Annotated in this window: 14 protein-coding genes; 9 read left to right on the top strand and 5 right to left on the bottom strand. The window is 67.0% G+C overall.

Features of this window, described 5'->3' with window-relative positions; translation table 11 throughout:
• Positions 1-12 precede the first annotated feature (12 nt).
• Positions 13-1,008 (bottom strand): glutathione S-transferase family protein, encoded by a 996-nt coding sequence (locus OHA70_RS27460; protein ID WP_328322545.1) that lies wholly within the window; start codon positions 1,006-1,008, stop codon positions 13-15.
• Between the two features lie 572 nt (positions 1,009-1,580).
• On the opposite strand from OHA70_RS27460, the gene OHA70_RS27455 reads away from it, so the two are divergent.
• Positions 1,581-2,360: an ABC transporter ATP-binding protein gene (locus OHA70_RS27455; protein ID WP_328322544.1), complete on the top strand. Its 780-nt coding sequence runs from the start codon at positions 1,581-1,583 to the stop codon at positions 2,358-2,360.
• A complete protein-coding gene (locus OHA70_RS27450) occupies positions 2,357-3,118 on the top strand; it encodes an ABC transporter permease (protein WP_328322543.1) in 762 nt (253 codons plus the stop codon). Before OHA70_RS27455 ends, OHA70_RS27450 begins: the two co-directional genes overlap by 4 nt.
• A 271-nt stretch (positions 3,119-3,389) precedes the next feature.
• Here OHA70_RS27450 and OHA70_RS27445 read toward each other — a convergent pair whose 3' ends face one another.
• A complete protein-coding gene (locus OHA70_RS27445; RefSeq protein ID WP_328322542.1) occupies positions 3,390-4,454 on the bottom strand; it encodes an ABC transporter substrate-binding protein in 1,065 nt (354 codons plus the stop codon).
• 145 nt (positions 4,455-4,599) lie between these two features.
• On the opposite strand from OHA70_RS27445, the gene OHA70_RS27440 reads away from it, so the two are divergent.
• The 3 genes from OHA70_RS27440 (at position 4,600) to OHA70_RS27430 (ending at position 8,052) form a co-directional block, all read left to right on the top strand.
• Positions 4,600-5,331 carry a sulfite exporter TauE/SafE family protein gene (locus OHA70_RS27440; protein WP_328322541.1) on the top strand — a complete coding sequence of 244 codons (732 nt, stop codon included), beginning with the start codon at positions 4,600-4,602 and terminating at the stop codon, positions 5,329-5,331.
• A 566-nt stretch (positions 5,332-5,897) separates the two neighbouring features.
• Positions 5,898-6,779 (top strand): DMT family transporter, encoded by an 882-nt coding sequence (locus OHA70_RS27435; RefSeq protein WP_328322540.1) that lies wholly within the window; start codon positions 5,898-5,900, stop codon positions 6,777-6,779.
• A gap of 13 nt (positions 6,780-6,792) precedes the next feature.
• Positions 6,793-8,052 carry a glucoamylase gene (locus tag OHA70_RS27430; RefSeq protein ID WP_328322539.1) on the top strand — a complete coding sequence of 420 codons (1,260 nt, stop codon included), beginning with the start codon at positions 6,793-6,795 and terminating at the stop codon, positions 8,050-8,052.
• 30 nt (positions 8,053-8,082) lie between these two features.
• Here the strand turns inward: OHA70_RS27430 and OHA70_RS27425 are convergent, their stop codons facing one another.
• Positions 8,083-9,156: a glycoside hydrolase family 172 protein gene (locus OHA70_RS27425; protein WP_328322538.1), complete on the bottom strand. Its 1,074-nt coding sequence runs from the start codon at positions 9,154-9,156 to the stop codon at positions 8,083-8,085.
• A 142-nt stretch (positions 9,157-9,298) separates the two neighbouring features.
• Between OHA70_RS27425 and OHA70_RS27420 the strand changes: the two genes are divergently transcribed.
• Together OHA70_RS27420 and OHA70_RS27415 are read left to right on the top strand one after the other, a co-directional pair.
• Complete coding sequence (locus tag OHA70_RS27420; protein WP_328322537.1) at positions 9,299-9,805, top strand: SigE family RNA polymerase sigma factor; 507 nt, start codon at positions 9,299-9,301, stop codon at positions 9,803-9,805.
• Positions 9,795-11,006: a hypothetical protein gene (locus tag OHA70_RS27415; protein ID WP_328322536.1), complete on the top strand. Its 1,212-nt coding sequence runs from the start codon at positions 9,795-9,797 to the stop codon at positions 11,004-11,006. The genes OHA70_RS27420 and OHA70_RS27415 overlap by 11 nt, the downstream gene beginning before the upstream one ends.
• A gap of 7 nt (positions 11,007-11,013) precedes the next feature.
• On the opposite strand, the gene OHA70_RS27410 is transcribed toward OHA70_RS27415, so the two are convergent.
• Complete coding sequence (locus tag OHA70_RS27410) at positions 11,014-11,562, bottom strand: hypothetical protein (RefSeq protein ID WP_328322535.1); 549 nt, start codon at positions 11,560-11,562, stop codon at positions 11,014-11,016.
• A 139-nt stretch (positions 11,563-11,701) separates the two neighbouring features.
• On the opposite strand from OHA70_RS27410, the gene OHA70_RS27405 reads away from it, so the two are divergent.
• Positions 11,702-14,821, top strand: coding sequence for a DPP IV N-terminal domain-containing protein (locus OHA70_RS27405; RefSeq protein WP_328322534.1), 3,120 nt, complete (start codon positions 11,702-11,704; stop codon positions 14,819-14,821).
• A 15-nt stretch (positions 14,822-14,836) separates the two neighbouring features.
• On the top strand, positions 14,837-15,700 hold the full coding sequence (locus OHA70_RS27400; protein ID WP_328322533.1) for a GNAT family N-acetyltransferase: 864 nt from the start codon (positions 14,837-14,839) through the stop codon (positions 15,698-15,700).
• Between the two features lie 49 nt (positions 15,701-15,749).
• On the opposite strand, the gene OHA70_RS27395 is transcribed toward OHA70_RS27400, so the two are convergent.
• Complete coding sequence (locus OHA70_RS27395; RefSeq protein WP_328322532.1) at positions 15,750-16,703, bottom strand: helix-turn-helix transcriptional regulator; 954 nt, start codon at positions 16,701-16,703, stop codon at positions 15,750-15,752.
• Positions 16,704-16,715 lie beyond the last annotated feature (12 nt).

Genomic DNA, 16,715 nt, shown 5'->3' with positions numbered 1-16,715 from the left:
GCTGGCCGGTCTTCAGCCGGCGCCGTGGCCCGCCAGTACTTGCTCCCCGCCGCTGGTCGGGCTCGGCGGCGTACCGTCACCGAACGGCCGGCCACCCAACGCCTCCCGCCCGTGCGGCGTGAGCCAGCCCGACAGATCCGGCCCCTTGGGGATGATCTGCGTCGGATTGATCCCGGTGTGCACCACGTAGTAGTGCTCCTTGATCTGCACGAAGTCGACCGTGTCACCGAACCCCGGCGTCTGAAACAGATCCCGCGCGTACGCCCACAGCACCGGCATCTCGGTCAGCTTGTTCCGATTGCACTTGAAGTGCCCGTGGTACACCGCATCGAACCGAACCAACGTAGTGAACAACCGCACGTCCGCCTCGGTAATCGTGTCCCCCACGAGATACCGCTGATCCTGTAGCCGCTCGGACAACCAGTCGAGCGCTACGAACAACCGGTCGTATGCCGCCTCGTAAGCCTCTTGAGACCCCGCGAACCCACACCGGTAAACCCCGTTATTGACCTCGGTATAGATGCGCTTGGCAACTTCATCGATCTCACCGCGCAACTGTTGCGGGTAGAGGTCGGGAGCCCCCTCACGCTGGTACGCCGTCCACTCCGTCGACAGGTCCAGCGTGATCTGCGCAAAGTCGTTGGTCACCACAGCACCCGTCGGCACATCAACGATCGCCGGCACCGTGATCCCCTTCGGATACTCCGGATCCCGCTTCAGATACGCATCCTGCAACCGAGGAATCCCCAACACCGGATCCACCCCATCCGGATCAAGATCAAACGTCCAACTCCGCTCATCATGCGTCGGCCCACAAAACCCGATCGACAACACATCCTCCAACCCAAGCAACCGCCGCACGATGATCGCCCGATTAGCCCACGGACAAGCCCGAGCCACCACCAACCGATACCGCCCCGCCTCCACGGGATACCCATCCCGCCCATCCGCGGTAACCCGAGTAGAGATGTAGTCACTGTCCCGGCTGTACTCACCCTTAGCACTCACCCCACCAGCATGCCCCACCGGAGCATCCCCCACGCCCCCTCGCCGCTCGCTCCTCCGTCGCTCACTACTCGGCGCTCCCACCCACCCATGGTCTGCGCTCCTACGTCGCGCGAACCGGGAGTAGGCACCCGCCAGGCAAAGGGCCCTCCGTGCCGCGAGCTAACGAGGCCGCGCACTCCGCCGTCAGGTGCCGCGAACCGAACGGGCAAGATCGCGCCGGCTAGCGAAGCTCCCTCACCAAAGCATCCATAACCGGCTCTCCATCCGTAAACCGCCCGGCCACTCGCCATCCCCAGAGCAGGTACATCGCGTGCGCGTTTCCGCCGATCGGGGCGGGGTCAGCTCATGGCGGGTCGGATTCGGGCGGCCGGGTGCCGACTCTCGAGCCGCGCGACGTAGGAGCGCAAACCACGGGTGGGCGGGAGCGTCGAGCGGGGAGCGACGTAGGAGCGGACCGCGAGGCAGCGTGGGGGTCTTTTTTCGCGGGTGCTCCGTGTCAGCGCCGTGTCAGGGGCGAGCGACAGCATGGTCGTCATGAGCACATTGGTGATGGCGACGGTTGGAGCGGTCTGATGGCGACGGTAGAAGGCGCGGCGATCCAGGTACGGGGGCTGGAGAAGTCGTTCAAGGAGTTGAAGGTGCTGCAGGGTGTGGACTTCGAGGTGGCGCCGGGGAGCATCTTCGCGCTGCTCGGGTCGAACGGAGCGGGCAAGACCACGATCGTGCGGATCCTGTCGACCTTGCTGAAGTCGGATGCCGGTACTGCCACCGTCAACGGGTTCGATGTCGCGGCTGATCCGCGCCGGGTACGCGAGTCGATCAGCTTGACCGGGCAGTTCGCGGCGGTCGACGAGATTCTGACCGGTCGCGAGAACCTGGTGATGGTGGCCAAGTTGCGGCACCTGAAGAACCACGGTCAGGTGGCCGACGAGCTGCTCACTCGCTTCAACCTCGTCGATGCGGGTTCGCGGAAGGTTTCGACGTACTCCGGTGGTATGCGCCGGCGGCTCGACATCGCGATGAGCCTGATCGGGCAGCCGCAGGTGATCTTCCTCGACGAGCCGACGACGGGGCTCGACCCCGAAGCACGCATCGACGTGTGGAAGGTGGTGCAGGAGCTGGCCAAGAGTGGCACGACCGTGCTGCTCACCACGCAATACCTCGACGAGGCCGAGCAACTCGCCGACCGGATCGCGGTACTGCACCAGGGCCGCATCATCGCCAACGGCACGCTCGCCGAACTCAAGCAGCTTCTCCCGCCGGCCAAGGTCGAGTACGTCGAGAAGCAGCCGTCCCTCGAAGACATCTTCCTCGCGCTGGTGGGGAACGACCGCAAGGAGGTCCAGTCATGACAACGCATTTCTTGGGCGACACCGGCGTACTGCTGGGCCGATCGCTCCGCCACATCTTCCGCAGCGCGGACACGATCATCACGACCGCGCTCACCCCGATCGCGATGATGCTGCTGTTCGTTTACGTGCTCGGCGGAGCCATCAAGACCGGCAACGAGAAGTACATCAACTACCTGCTGCCGGGCATCATGCTGATCGCGATCGCGTCGGGCATCGCGTACACGGCCGTCCGGTTGTTCACCGACATGAAGAGCGGCATCTTCGAGCGGTTCCACTCCATGCCGATCGCCCGCTCGTCGGTGCTGTGGGCACACGTGGTGACCTCACTGGTCGCCAACGCGATCTCGGTCGTGATCATCGTGCTGGTCGGCCTGGTGATGGGATTCCGTACCTCAGCAGGCCCGCTCGCCTGGCTCGCAGTGGCCGGGATCCTGCTGCTCTTCACCTTGGCCCTCACCTGGATCGCGATCCTCGCCGGTCTGTCGGCCAAGTCGGTGGACGGCGCCGCGGGGTTCTCGTACCCGCTGATCTTCCTGCCGTTCATCAGCTCGGCCTTCGTCCCCACCGACACGATGCCGGGCCCGGTCCGCGCCTTCGCCGAGAACCAGCCGGTCACCGCGATCGTCAACACCATCCAGCGCCTGTTCGCCGAACAGCCCGTCGGCAACGACATCTGGGCCGCCCTGGCCTGGTGCCTAGGCATCCTCATCGTCGGCTACCTCTTCGCAATCCGCACGTACCGCCGCCAGATCGCCTAGCCCAGTCATCCCCCACGTGTGCCTCGCCGGAGTACTCATCCGGCGAGGCACACGACTTTCGGGCACGCCGTCGTCGAGGTGACTGTGCTGCGGAGGTTGCGGTGTGCGAGGCGCGCCGCCGTCGAGTGGTCCGCCCCATGCCGACAACCGTCGTCTCCGTCAGCCACAGCGTCTGAATTGGGCTTGGGGAGGATTCTGCCCGCAGTTGCGGAGGCGATTGCGCCGATCCGGGGGCAAGATCCTCCCCAGTCCTCGTTGAGATCGAGCGGGGTCAGGCGGTGTGGAGGATTCGGAAACGATCGGGGGCGGCTGGGTCGCGGTCGACGATCTGGATGGGGGTTGTTGGCCATTGCCAGACGGTGATGCCTGGTACGCGAGCGAATTGGATCTTTCCGCGGGTGCCGTCGACGTCGACGGTTGGCCAGGAGGCCGCGATGCGGTCGCGGTCGGGGCCGTGGGAGCGCAGTAGGTCGGCGAGGACGGTGATCGTGTCGTAGCCCTCGAACGCGACGAAAGATGGGGCTTCCGGCAACTGCTCGCGGACTCGTACGCCGAGCGGGGTCAGGTGCTCGGGAAGGTAGCGCAGGAAGGGGATCCCGGCGCCATCGTCGCCCAGCAGCTCCGCCCATTCGGCGAACTCCGGTTGGCCGGCCGGAGCGCCCAGCAGGATCCCGGCGAGACGCTGATCTCGGCGTACAGCCTTGACGATCGGCACGGCCGGCTCCGGGTGGCCGACCAGCAGGAGGAGAGCTGTCGCGCCGCTGTCGACGAGCTCGTCGCACAAGGCTGTGGGAGTGAGCGCGCTTGCGTCGAGTTCGATGACGGTGCCGCCGCGTTCGGTGAAGTACTCCCGCAGGATGCCGGTACCGGTTGCCCAGTACACACTCGGCTGTGCCGCCACTGCGATCCGACTGTGTCCCGCGACGAGCAGGTAATCCGCGTAGAGCCGCCACCCCCGAGACTGCGGCGGCGCAATCCGCGCAACCCAGTCGGTCGGCTCCTCGGTAAGCGCATCAAGTACCGCCGAAGAACACAGGAACGGCACCCCGAGCGCATCGACCCTCGCAGCAGCCGCATGAGCGACAACGCTGTGATACTCCCCCGCCAACGCAGCCACCCCCAGCTGAGCCAGTTCGTCGACAGCTGCCACGGCCTTCACCGGATCAGCAGCGGTATCCCGCACCACCAACTCCAACGTCCGCCCGGCGATCCCCCCACCCTCATTCACATCCCGAACCGCCAGCTCCATCCCAGCAACCAAATTCGCCCCAGCCTCAACCCACCCAGGCCGACTCAACGGCGCAACCACACCAATCTGAACGGCCGGCAGTGTCATGCGTCAGGTCTCCCGAATTCGGATGCAGCGCCCTTGACCTATAGGTCTGGACGGAAACTAATTGTCGCTCCGTGCAAGTTAGTTACCACAGCCGGCATCGCGACGCCTAAGGCAACCGAACCCCGCTGTCTGCGAGGCTCGCGCTATGACGCGCGAGCTGTTGCTGGGCGCACTCTTGATTGTTGCGTCGTTCGGTACTGCGTTGTTGTCGGCCGTCGCAGGCTTCGGTGGCGGTGTCTTGCTCTTGCCGGTCTTCGTCGCGGTCTTTGGTCCTCGCGACGCGGTCGCCGTACTGACAGTCGCGCAGTTGGCCAGCAACGGCAGCCGGGTCTGGTTCAACCGGCATGAAGTCGACCGGCGGCTCGTCAGGATCTTCGCCGCCGGCGCCGTACCCGCCGCGGTGGCCGGTGCGCTGTTGCTGACCAGCGCACCGCTCCAAGCCCTGACCCGCGTCATCGGACTGTTCCTGCTCGCCATGGTCGTCTGGCGCCGGGTGCGCCCAAACACTGCCAGGGTCGGCGATCGTGGGTTCGCCGCATTGGGTGCCGCGTCCGGATTCGGCTCGGCGCTGGTCGGCAGCGTCGGTCCGATGGTTGCCCCGTTCTTCCTAGCTCGCGGTATGGTCCGCGGCGCCTACATCGGAACGGAAGCCGCCTCGGCAGTCGTCATGCATCTCACCAAACTGGTCGTCTTCGGCGCAGCCGCCGTCCTCACCTGGCGTACCGGGCTGATCGGCCTAGCGCTCGCACCCGCCGCAGCCAGCGGCGCCTGGACCGGCAAGAAAGTCCTCGACCGACTACCCGTCAACGTCTTCGTCATCCTCGTCGAAGCAGGCCTCATCATCTCCGGCCTCCTACTCCTCCTGACTGGCGGCTGACCTGTCGGCAGGACAGGGGCGTGGGGGTGGTGGCCCAGTTGGACAGGATGCGGAGCGCCTAGGCGGTGGGGCTGTCTGAGGCGGCGGTGTAGGTGATGATCACGAGTCCGTCGCCCGTCCGTTCCATGCCGGCGAGCGAGTTGTGCAGTCGTTCGGCCGCGCTGCGGGTATTCGACGTTCTGGCGCGCCAACCGGGTACGGAACTTGTCGCATCTGGTCGCCAGTTCGCCGACCAGGCCTTGGACCGCCGCTCTACGCGGTAACTAACTTGCACCTGACGACGAAAAGTTTCCACCTAGTTGCGTAGTGCAGGGATGGACAGCAAGGCGGGGCACCGCGGGCCAGCACCCCACGGCGGAGCACTCCGGCTCCCAGCAAGCCCGCCAGACAGTCAGCCCACGGCCCGAGGGTGCCTACTCTCAAATCCGCGCGACGCAGGCGCGCATACCAAGGGTGGGTGGGAACGCCGAGTAGTGAGCGACGAAGGAGCGAACAGCGAAGCAGCGTGGGGGTACTCACAGGCACGCGATTCCTTGGATGCGTCAGGTGTCTGAGAGGCTTTGGTAGTGAATCGGTCGCGTGTTGCTGTGTTGGCCTTGCTTGCGGTGGCGGCGGCTTGGGGGTCGACGTTCTTCTTGACCAAGGATCTGCTGACGCGGATGGACGTGGCCGATTACCTGGCGTTGCGGTTCGCGATCGCGGCGGTCGCGTTGATCGCGATTCATCCGCCGGCGATCTCCAAGCTCAGCCGGCTGGATCGAGGCCGAGGTGTTGCCCTGGGCATCATGTACGGCGTCGCGCAGCTCGTGCAGACCGAAGGACTAAGGCACACATCAGCCAGTGTGTCCGGGTTTGTGACCGGTATGTATGTCGTCTTCACCCCACTCCTGGCCGCGGTGATTCTGCGGCACAAGATCGGCAAGTGGGCGTGGGTCGCGGTCGTGCTGGCGACCGTGGGGCTCGGCGTGCTGTCGCTGCGTGGGTTCAGCATGGGGACCGGTGAGCTGCTGACGCTCGCCTCGGCGGGGCTGTATGCGCTGCACATCATCGGGCTCGGGGCCTGGTCGACGCCATCGAACGCGTTCGGGTTGTCGGCGTTGCAAATGGTTACGATCACCGTTGTCTGCGGCGTCGGCGCCATCCCCGGTGGGTTCTCGCTGCCGAGCGGTGCGGGAGACTGGATCGCGGTCATATACATGGCCCTGATCGCCGGCGCGGTCGCGCTGATCGTGCAGACCTGGGCGCAGGCACACCTCACACCGACCCGGGCAGCGATCGCGATGACAATGGAGCCGGTGTTCGCTTCGGCCTTCGCCGTAGTCTTCGGAACGGAGAGTGTGACCGGCCGGATGCTCATCGGCGGCGCACTGGTCATGTCGGCGATGTACCTGGTCGAACTGGCACCCCGGCGCAAGTTCGAGGCCGAGGTCCAGCACCTAGGACAGTAGAAGGGAGGGCGAGATGCGCGACAACAGCGCGCGACGCGTGCGTTGGTTCCCGTACGCCGTGATCGCACTCCTACTCGCCGTCCTCGCCACCGGCACCGCATCCAACCTCCACCGCAACCCCCAACCCCAACTAGTTGCCGAGGGCATCACCGGCCGCGCCGGCCCGACCCGCATCGAGGAACCGACCAACTCGGCTGACCTGGCAAGACCAGAGCTGATCCGCGACGCCCTGATCGACCTCGACGCCCTCACTCTCCCCGACGGCGCGACCCTGGCCGGCTGGAACGGGCCGTGGCGTTTCGTCTGGCCGCGGGACGCGTCGTTCGTCGCGGCCGCGCGCTGCTCGGTCGGCCAGTACACCGAAGCCGACAAAGTACTCGGATTCCTCAACAAAATAAGGCCAACCCAAGGTCGCTGGGCCGCCCGGTACTCCGCTCCGGATGGCAAAGAACCCCAAGATGGCCGCGAGCCCCAACTCGACGGCTCAGGCTGGGTCCTCTGGGCAACCTGGTTCTGCGGACAAACCCAGCCGAAAGCAAGCGGCGCGGAAAGCACCAACCCGATGGCCAAGTACTGGCCGATGGTCAAAGAGTCAGGCGACCAGATCGTCGCCGAGCTCCAAAAGAGCGGCCTCCCGGCCCCCTCCCCCGACTACTGGGAGCGCCCGGAAAAGCAGGTCACCCTAGGTACCATCGCCCCACTCCTCACCGGTCTCCGCTCCGGCATCGCGATAGCGAGAACTCTCAAACACAGCGACCAAACAGAACACTGGCAAACAGCACTCGACCGACTCGCCAAAGCAACCGACAAGCACTTCGGTCCGACCTACCCACGCACGCCTGCAAAGGCAACGAGCTTCCTCGAGCCCGGCATCGAACCGATCACCTTAGAAGGCGGCGCAGACGCGATCGTCACCGTCCTCGGCCCGCCCTTCGCGCCGGCCCGCGACGTCGTGACGAAGGCAATCGAGCACTCCCGCGACGTACTCACCCAGCCCAACGGCGGCGTCACCCCAGGCGAGCAATGGCGCACCGACGGAGTCACCTGGACTCCACAGACCGCCCTGTTCGCGTTGAGCGCGGCCGCCCGTGGCGACCAAGGTACGGCGAACCACCTGCTCGCCTGGCTCGACGCCCACCGCACCACCACCGGCTCGCTCCCGGAGAAGGTCAACCGCGACCTCAAGCCAGCCGGCGAAGCACCCCTCGCCTGGACCACAGCCCTGGTCGTCCTCACCGCCTCAGCACTAGACCACCCGCTGCCAATCCCCTAAAGAGCACCCGCTGCCATTCCCCTAAGGCAGCTAGCAGATCTCCATCACGTCAGCAGTCGGCGCCAGCGGCCGCGCAGTGGACGTAGCAGTGGAGTAGAAGAACGCAGTCGACGCGATGTCGTCCTGCAGCGGCAGGTACCGCCCACCCGACCGCCACCCCAGCGCCTGTACGTCGACCCGCAGCCGCGTCCGGAAGCGAATCGGGTCAGGCAGGTGGAACCGGTACATCCCGAACCGCTGCTGACTCTGGTACAGCCCGTCCGGCCGCAGAACCTGCGGCAACCCGAGGTACGGCGTACTGAACTCCGTGTACCCACCCCGGTCCGCCCCAAGGTCGAAGTTCCACGCCCCGCCGAAGTAGTCCTCGGTCCCCGTCCCACAGATCGTCGGGAACTCGTCGTCATCGTCGACGTAGAACTTGACCTCTCCCTCACCCCACCACCCGCTGCTGTTCACACCCCACGCCAGATACGTCCCCACGTAATGCCCCGGTCCCTCCACGCCATCCAACAGCGTATGCACGGCTCCAGAAGCCAGCGGATTGCTCCGCCGCCACTGCGTGTGCAGGTACGCCGATCCCTCGGCAACCGCACCCAGCCAGTAGTCCACCTGGAAGTAGACGACCACGGACGTGTCGGCCGTGTTCTCGAGCGTCAGCAAACCCTGCGACCGAAACGGCATCTCCCAATAGCAGTTGAAGCCACCATTCGGATTCACCGCGACCGGCAGCGAATTCACCTGCGCGAACTGCCCCCACCCGGAGCAGAAGAAGTCCCCCACCGGAGCCTCGATCGCCGGCTCCTCATCGCCGTCCCAGTAACCGCGCAGGACCAGCCGACGCCAGTTGTCCCTGTGCGTGGTGAGCCAGAAGTGCGTGACGCAGCCCGGCCCCGCGATGTCCGCGAGCGTCACCGTCTCCCCCGCCGCGATCTCGATCGACGGCGACACCTTCCAGCCGACCCCGAGCTCGCGCGACGCGTGAGCCCCGGTTCCCTCGGTACGCCGACCGCCCTGGCCGGGTTCGCCGGTCGGGTTCTCCGCGCTGATGGAGCGGGTCTGGACGTCGACGACCGCGCTGATCCCGGACAGGTTCGGAAAAGTCATGCGCCCGAGCCTAAGTTCCGCCACCGCAGGATCAGAAATCGATTTCTCACACTCTGGTCACCAGAGCGGGACAGCAGATCCGACCCGGGCGCAGTCTTTAGTGGTACAGGCCGGCACCAGCCGGCCCGGACGAGGAGACGGCGTGACGTTCGACGAATGGGCCCGGGTGGGGCTGCCCAAGTTGCTCAGGTTCGCGACCGTCCTGTGCGGATCCGGCGATCTCGCCGGGGACCTGGTGCAGGACGTCGCGATCAAGGCGCACCGGCACTGGGACCGGGTCGCCGCGGCCGACAGCCCTGATGCCTACCTGCGCAGGATGGTGGTCAACGAGTACCTGTCCTGGCGCCGCAAGTGGTCCCGGTTCGTTCCCCGGCCGGAGATCTTCGCGAGCGAGTCGGTCGCCGACCACGCCGACCAGCAGGCCGACCGCGACGAGCTGATCACCGAGCTCGCCAAGCTCCCCCGCCGCCAACGCGCAGTACTCGTACTCCGGTACTTCGGCGGACTGTCCGATCCGGAGATCGCCGAGACCCTCGGCTGTTCCGCCAGCAACGTCCGCGCCCACGCCTCCCGCGCCCTGGCCGCCCTCCGGATCGAGCTCGCCAACCCCACATCCTTTCAGCACACCGGAGTAACCCATGCGCACTGAGGAAGACCTCCGCACCGCCTTCGACCACCTGGCCGACTCGGCCCCGACGGCCGACGACATCCTCGCCGCCCTCACCCCCGACACCAAGCCGGTACGCCGAACCCGCACACCGCTCGTCCTTGGCGCCGTTCTCGCGACCGCCGCCGCTGCCATCGGTGGGCCTCTACTGATCTCCGCCGAGCAGGCGGCCCAGCCGGCCCCTGCCTCCGCCTGGACGCCCTGGATCAACGTGCCGACGCTCAAGTCGATGCGGATCAATCCGCGCGTCAGCACCCCCAACCGGCAGTCCTGGGAGCTCGACAAGGCTCGAGGTCCGTGGGGTGCGAGCTGCCTGGTCACCGCGCATCGCAACGGCGACTTCGACCCGACGACGATCCCCGTCGACAGCCCGACGGTGGACATCAACGGCGCGAAGGGCCGGATCATCACCTCGACCAAGGACAAGCCGCTCGTTCCTCAGCCGGACAGCGGTCTCATGCAGGGATTCATGACCTATCCGGTGAAGACCGTCGCCTGGCAGCCGGCCCGTGGCCTGTGGGCACTGGTCAGCTGCGAGACGCAGCTCGAGAAGGGCACGCCCCGGATCCCCCAGCTCGACAGCCCCTGGAGGGTCGATCTGCCGAAAGCGCTGCAGCTGGCCAGGGCGATCTCGACCGGCGGACGGCTCGATTCGCCGTACAAGATCGGCTTCCTGCCGGCGGGGCTCGCACCGAACCGGGTCACGTACCAGAGCCCGATCGGTGAGGTTGCCGGGTCCGGACAGAACTTCATCACCGTGCTGTCCGATGGCGACGCCTCGACGGGCTACCGGCCGCGGGCGAAGGATCCGTCCTACCGGCACTCGCCCTGGGACCCGAAGCCGGGTGACGACCTGAGAATCACCTATAACACCAGCAAGTTCTGGAACTCCCTGTCAAAGGGGCCGACGCCGAAACCCGACCTGAACATCAATGGGATGGACGCCTGGTTCGTCGGCGACGGCATCGCGGGTGACAGCGGCTCCGGACCGACCCCGGGCAAGGATCCGAAGACGGCGGTCCGGATGGAAGGGCACGGCGTACAGGTCACCATCCAGAGCCTTGGCGGCACCGTCAATCAGGCCGACCTGGTCAAGGTGGCTCACACTCTCCGGCTCGCCCGCAGCACGACCGACCTGACCACCTGGTTCGACGCCGCGGAGGCGATCCCGGCCCCTAGGTAAGGCTTGATCAGCAGGCGCGAACCTTGGCGTCCAGACCGTGTACGAAGGTGAGGCAGGACCAGGGCCGGCCCTGGTCCTGCTTCGCGCGGATGATCAGCGGGTAGGCGTCGGCGCCGCGGACCGTCGGGCTGCGGTCGGTCTTGAGGGTGCCGACGGCGCCGCCGCGGGATTCGGCCGCGGCCTTGACGTCGGCGATGGTGACCGTACTGGCGGACTGCTTCTGGGCCGCGGCCTTTGCGTCGTCCGCTACCGAGAGGGCGAACTTGATCTCCGGGGGCTGGGACCAGGTGGTCGAGCTCACCGGGAAGATCACGCCGAACATCACCACCCCGACCAAACCGATGATTACGCGGGCCTTGCGGGCATTGTCGGCCAGCAGGACGGCCGCGCAGGCCAGCGCGACCACCAGCGTGATCCCGCGCAGGATCCAGTGGCGGTCGAGGCGGCTGTCGACCGCGAGAGCGGCGGCCAGCGCGATCACCACAGATGCGGCGGCGGCGATCCCAGCCCCGGCCTTGGGTGATACGGCCCGGGCCTTGGGCGACACAGATTTCATGGCGCCGACGATAGAGCGCTGCCGTTCGTCGCAGCGAACCGGCCGTTCATCGAGCGGCACGCCGGGCGGCCTCAACGGATCCGGATCGCAGTGGCAGGTTCGAAGGAGTCCCCACCGCCCCGAGGGATTGGACGCTGTCATGAATACCGAGGACCCTGGAATCTGGAGTGTGTCGCGGCGCCGGGCGCTGCAGCTGACTGGTGGAGCGGCCGTCGCCGGCGCCTTGCCGATCGGCTCCGCCGACGCTTCACCGGCCGCCGCGCCTCGAAGTACCGGAGGATCGGCGAGCCTGACCCAGGGAACCAACTTCATGGTGTCGGTATCGCCTGACGGGCGATGGCTGGCGTTCGACCTGGTGACGGCGATCTGGGTGACGCCGGCCGCGGGCGGCCAGTCGCGCCGGCTCACCGATGACCTGCAGGATGCGACCCGGCCGCGCTGGGCGCCCGATGGCGCCAGCATCATCTTCCAGTCCTATCGGGACGGGAACTTCCACCTGTGGACGATCCGGCCTGATGGGTCCGGGTTGCGGCAGCTGACGACCGGGCGCTTCGATCATCGGGAGCCGATGATCGCGCCCGACGGGAAGTCGGTGGTGTTCTCGTCGGACCGCGGTGGCAACGGGAGCTACGGGATCCACCGGCTCACCCTCGCCACCGGCGCGATCGTCGCGCTGACCGACGATCCGAGCGAAGAGGCCGAGCCGGTCTACTCCCCCGACGGGAAGAAGATCGCGTTCACCGTCGACGCGTCCTCGATCATCGAGCTGGATCTGACCACGGGACAACGCCGTACTGCGGTCGCAGCGCGCACCGGCAGCACCGTCTACGGACCGGCGTACTCACCCACCGGGCAGCTCGCCTACGCACGGCTGACCGGCGCGGCCAGCGACCTGGCGATCGGCGAGCAAGCGGTGACGAGCGGGAAGGACGTCTTCGCCCTGCCGCCCTCCTGGGACTCCACCGGCGAACTCTTCTACACGGCTGACGGCCTGGTACGGAAACTCAATGCGGACACCGTCGTCGCCTTCACCGCCGTCGTGCCGGTGACGTCGCGCCGGCCGCGGCCGAAGTCGCCGGAGCTCGAATCGACCAAGCGCCGGCCGGTCCTCGGTATCGCCTGCCCGACCGTCTCCCCCGACGGCCGCTGGCTCGCCTTCCGGGCACTGAACGCCCTCTGGCTGGCGGCAACCAGTGGCCGTGGGCAACCACGCAAGATCGTTGCTGATGGCTACTTCAACTCCGATCCGGACTTCGCGCCGGACGGCAAGACGTTGCTCTACGCAAGTGATCGCGACGGCACGGCCGATCTCTGGTCCCACGATCTCGCGACCGGCGCCGACAGCAAGCTCTCATCGTTGCCCGGAGCCCAGACCGCGCCGCGCTACTCCCCCGACGGCAAGCAGATCGCCTACCAGGACCAGGACGGGATTGCCTGGGTGCTCGACCTCGGGTCGGGCGAGGTCCGGCAGCTCACCCCGACGCTCTTCCAGCCCGGCCGGGTGAGCTGGTCCGCCGATGGCAGCACGATCGTGCTCGGCGCGGTCAAGCCGTTCTCGAAGCGCTTCCGCGAAGGCACCAGCCAGCTCCTGTACGTCGATGTCGCATCCACCGCTCTCGAGTACGTCGAACCAATGCCCTTCCGCTCCCTCGCGACGCGAGGCGACGACGGGCCGGCCTTCTCCCCCAACGGCAAGTGGCTCGCCTTCGTCGTCGAGAGTCTCCTGTACGTCGCACCCGTCGACCGTCGCGGCCGTTTCACCGGCAGCCCACGCGCAGTCACCTCAGAGGCAACGGACTCGCCTGTCTGGCAGGACGATCAGACGCTGCTCTACCTGCACAACGGACACCTCCGCCGGACAGACCGGCGTGGCTCACGGCCCCAGACGGTCAAGCTCGACCTGCACTGGCAGCGCCCGACGATCAACCAGCACGTCACGATCCACGCCGGGGCACTCTGGGACGGTCGGGCCAAGGAGCTGCGGCAAGACGTCGACATCGTCGTGGACGGCTCGAAGATCGCTGCTGTCCGGCCGCATCACGGCAAGGCGGACATCGACGCGAGCGGGCTGACCGTGATGCCCGGGCTGATCGATGCGCATGTCCACTGGCATCTGCGAGGGCGCGCTTGGGGTTCGCGGCAGGGGAACGTCTGGCTGGCGTACGGGGTGACGACAACACGGTCGCCGGGCGATCCGGCGTACCAGATGCAGGAGACTCGGGAAGCGCTCTCGCACGGGTCGCTGACCGGGCCGCGGTACTTCGCGACCGGTGAGGCGATCGACGGGTCGCGGGTCTACTACAACTTCATGCGACCGACGCTGTCGGTGCGGCAGCTCGGGATGGAGCTCGACCGGGTCGAAGGGCTCGCATACGACCTGGTGAAGACGTATGTGCGGTTGCCGGTCGAGTACCAGCGGCGGGTGATCGCGGCCGTTCATCGGCTCGGTCTGCAGTTGTCGTCGCATTATCTGTACCCGGCTGAGCATCTCGGCATGGACGGGATGGAGCACACCGGCGCGACCAACCGGCTCGGCTACTCGCATACGGTCAGCCGGCTGGGTCGGGCGTACGGCGATGTCGTCACGCTCTTCACCAAGGCGGGGCTCTCGGTCACGCCGACGCTGTTCAACTCGACGATGGCGCACGTCGATGATCCGTCGCTGGTGAACGATGTGCGGACGACGACGCTGTATCCGGCGTGGGAGTACGCCGCATTGCAGGCCAAGGTGTCCGCGGCGGCCGGGCCGGCTGGGGTGACCACGCGGGCCCTACTCGCGGGCAACGTCGACATGGTGCTGCGGATCCATCGGGGTGGTGGGCTGGTGATCTCCGGTACGGACTCGCCGCTGGACAATCCCGCCATCTCGCTGCACGCCAATCTGCGATCGATGGTGGCGGGTGGGTTCACTCCGTACGAGGCGCTGACGACCGCGACGCGGAATCCGGCCAAGTGGCTGGCGCTCGAGGACAAGCTCGGCGTCGTCCGGGCGGGTGCGCAGGCCGACCTGTCGTTCGTACGGGGGAATCCGCTGGCGGACATCACGCATGCGGCAGCGACTCAGCAGGTGATGCTGGCTGGGAAGTTGCACACTGTCGAGCAGTTGCTCGCGCCCTTCACGGCTCAGTCGGTGGTACCCGCGTTGGTTGCTGCTAGCAACGTCCCGCAGCCGCTGACTGCTGAGCAGGCACACGCGCATGACCCGGAGTACTGGTGGCACGAGCCGGAGTGGCTGCACCGGTTGTGTTGCGAAGGGTGAAATAGGCTCGCTCCTATGAGCGACCTGGGGATCTCGGCGGCTAGTGCGGCGGAGCTTTTGATGATGCGGCAGTGGGCGTCGGACGAAGGGTGGGATCCGGGGCGATCGGACATGCTGGCGTTCTGCGCGGCCGACCCGTCGGGGTTCTTGGTCGGCCGGGTGGATGGTTCGCCGATTGCTTGCTGCTCGGGGGTTCGGTACGGGCGGGAGTACGGGTTCCTCGGGTTCTACATCTCGCGGCCGGAGATGCGCGGGCAGGGTTACGGGATCGCTCTCTGGCAGGCGGTGATGGCGCACCTCACCGAGCGCACGATCGGACTCGACGGCGTCGTCGATCAACAGGACAACTACCGGAAGTCGGGCTTCAAGCACGCCTTCAACCACATCCGCTACTCCGGCACACCACACGCCGGCTTCGCCGCCGCGGGTGGAGGCGGCGGGCCGGCGGGGGTTGTGTTGGTGGATGGGCGGACGGTGCCGTTTCGGCAGGTGGCTGAGTATGACCGGCGGTTCTTTCCGGCGGAGCGGGAGGCGTTTCTGGCGCTCTGGGTGAATTTGCCGGGGCATCGGTCGGTGGCTGCGCTTGAGGACGGTGAGTTGGTCGGCTTCGGCGTTCTGCGGCCGACCGACAGCGGCGCGCGGATCGGACCGCTCTACGCAGCTTCGGATGGCATCGCGGAGGCGGTCGTGGCCGGCCTCGCAACGCCGGGTGAAGAGGTGGCGATCGACGTACCGGATGTGAACGCGGCTGGGGTCAAGCTGGTTGAGAAGCTCGGGCTGTCGCCGAGTTTTGAGTGCGCGCGGATGTACGCGGGCGGCCCGCCGCCGTACGTGGATCAGGCGGGGATCTTCGCGACCACGACGCTCGAACTCGGTTAAGTACCTCCGACGCCGACATTTCCGCACGACATCTGCCTGTGCCGGGTGATCAGCCTTCGGAGGCTTTGAGGAGGCGTTGGCCGAGGGTGTGGAGTGCCTCGCGGAGCTCGGGTGGCTCGATCACCGAGAAGGTTGCTTCGAGCAACGCAAGGCGGTAGGCGTACCAGTCCGGCTCATCGGTGCTGCCGATGAGCCGGGTGTGCGTCTCGTCGATCGGTTCCAGCCGGCCGAGTTTGCGGGCCAGGACGATCTCCGCGAGTGGCGCGTCGATCACCACCTCGATCCGATAGCGCCAGCCTTGGGCGAAGTGGTCCTCGATGGCAGTGACGGGGTTCAGGTCCTCGGGTGGGTCGAAGGTGTCGTCCAGCAGCTCGGTGGTGGTGACGCGGTCGACGCGGAGTACTCGCTGGGCGTCCTTGGTGTGAGACCAGCAGAGGAGGTACCAGAGTCCCTGACGGACGGAGACGGCCCACGGGTCGACGTCCATCGTGATCGGGTCGCGGTCTCCCCTGGTGTAACCGATGCGGAGGCGGCGGGCCGCAGTACAGGCTTGGACGAGGGCTGCGGTCGTCTCCGGGTTCGGGTAGGTGCCCTCAGCCGCCTGGCGTGGGGTGACGATCCGGCGCATCGACTCGGCGGGCTCGGCGACCGGCTTCGGTAGTACGCGGATGATCTTGTTGAGCGCGCTCCCGGCCGGGTCCTCGGGGTCGGACGCACGGTGGTGGCCTTCGAGCGCAGCCATCATCAGTCCGAGTGCCTCGGCGGTTGAGAACATCAACGGCGGCAGGCGGAATCCGCGGCCGACGCGATACCCGCCGTACCGGCCCGGGGTGGACTCGATCGGGATGCCGGCCTCGCGCAGGATTCCGACGTACCGCCGGGCGGCGCGGTCCGTCACGCCGAGCCGCTGGCCGAGGCGCTCACCGCTGATCCCGGGGTTGTCCTGGATCAGTTCCAGCGCCATCAACGCCTTGGCGGTCGGGCTCAGTTCGTCCACAATCACCAGTCAACCTCC

The organism is Kribbella sp. NBC_00382 (genome assembly GCF_036067295.1).
GTDB lineage: Bacteria > Actinomycetota > Actinomycetes > Propionibacteriales > Kribbellaceae > Kribbella.
Note: the sequence above shows the minus strand (reverse complement) of the source record. Positions and strands in the feature narration are given on the sequence as shown.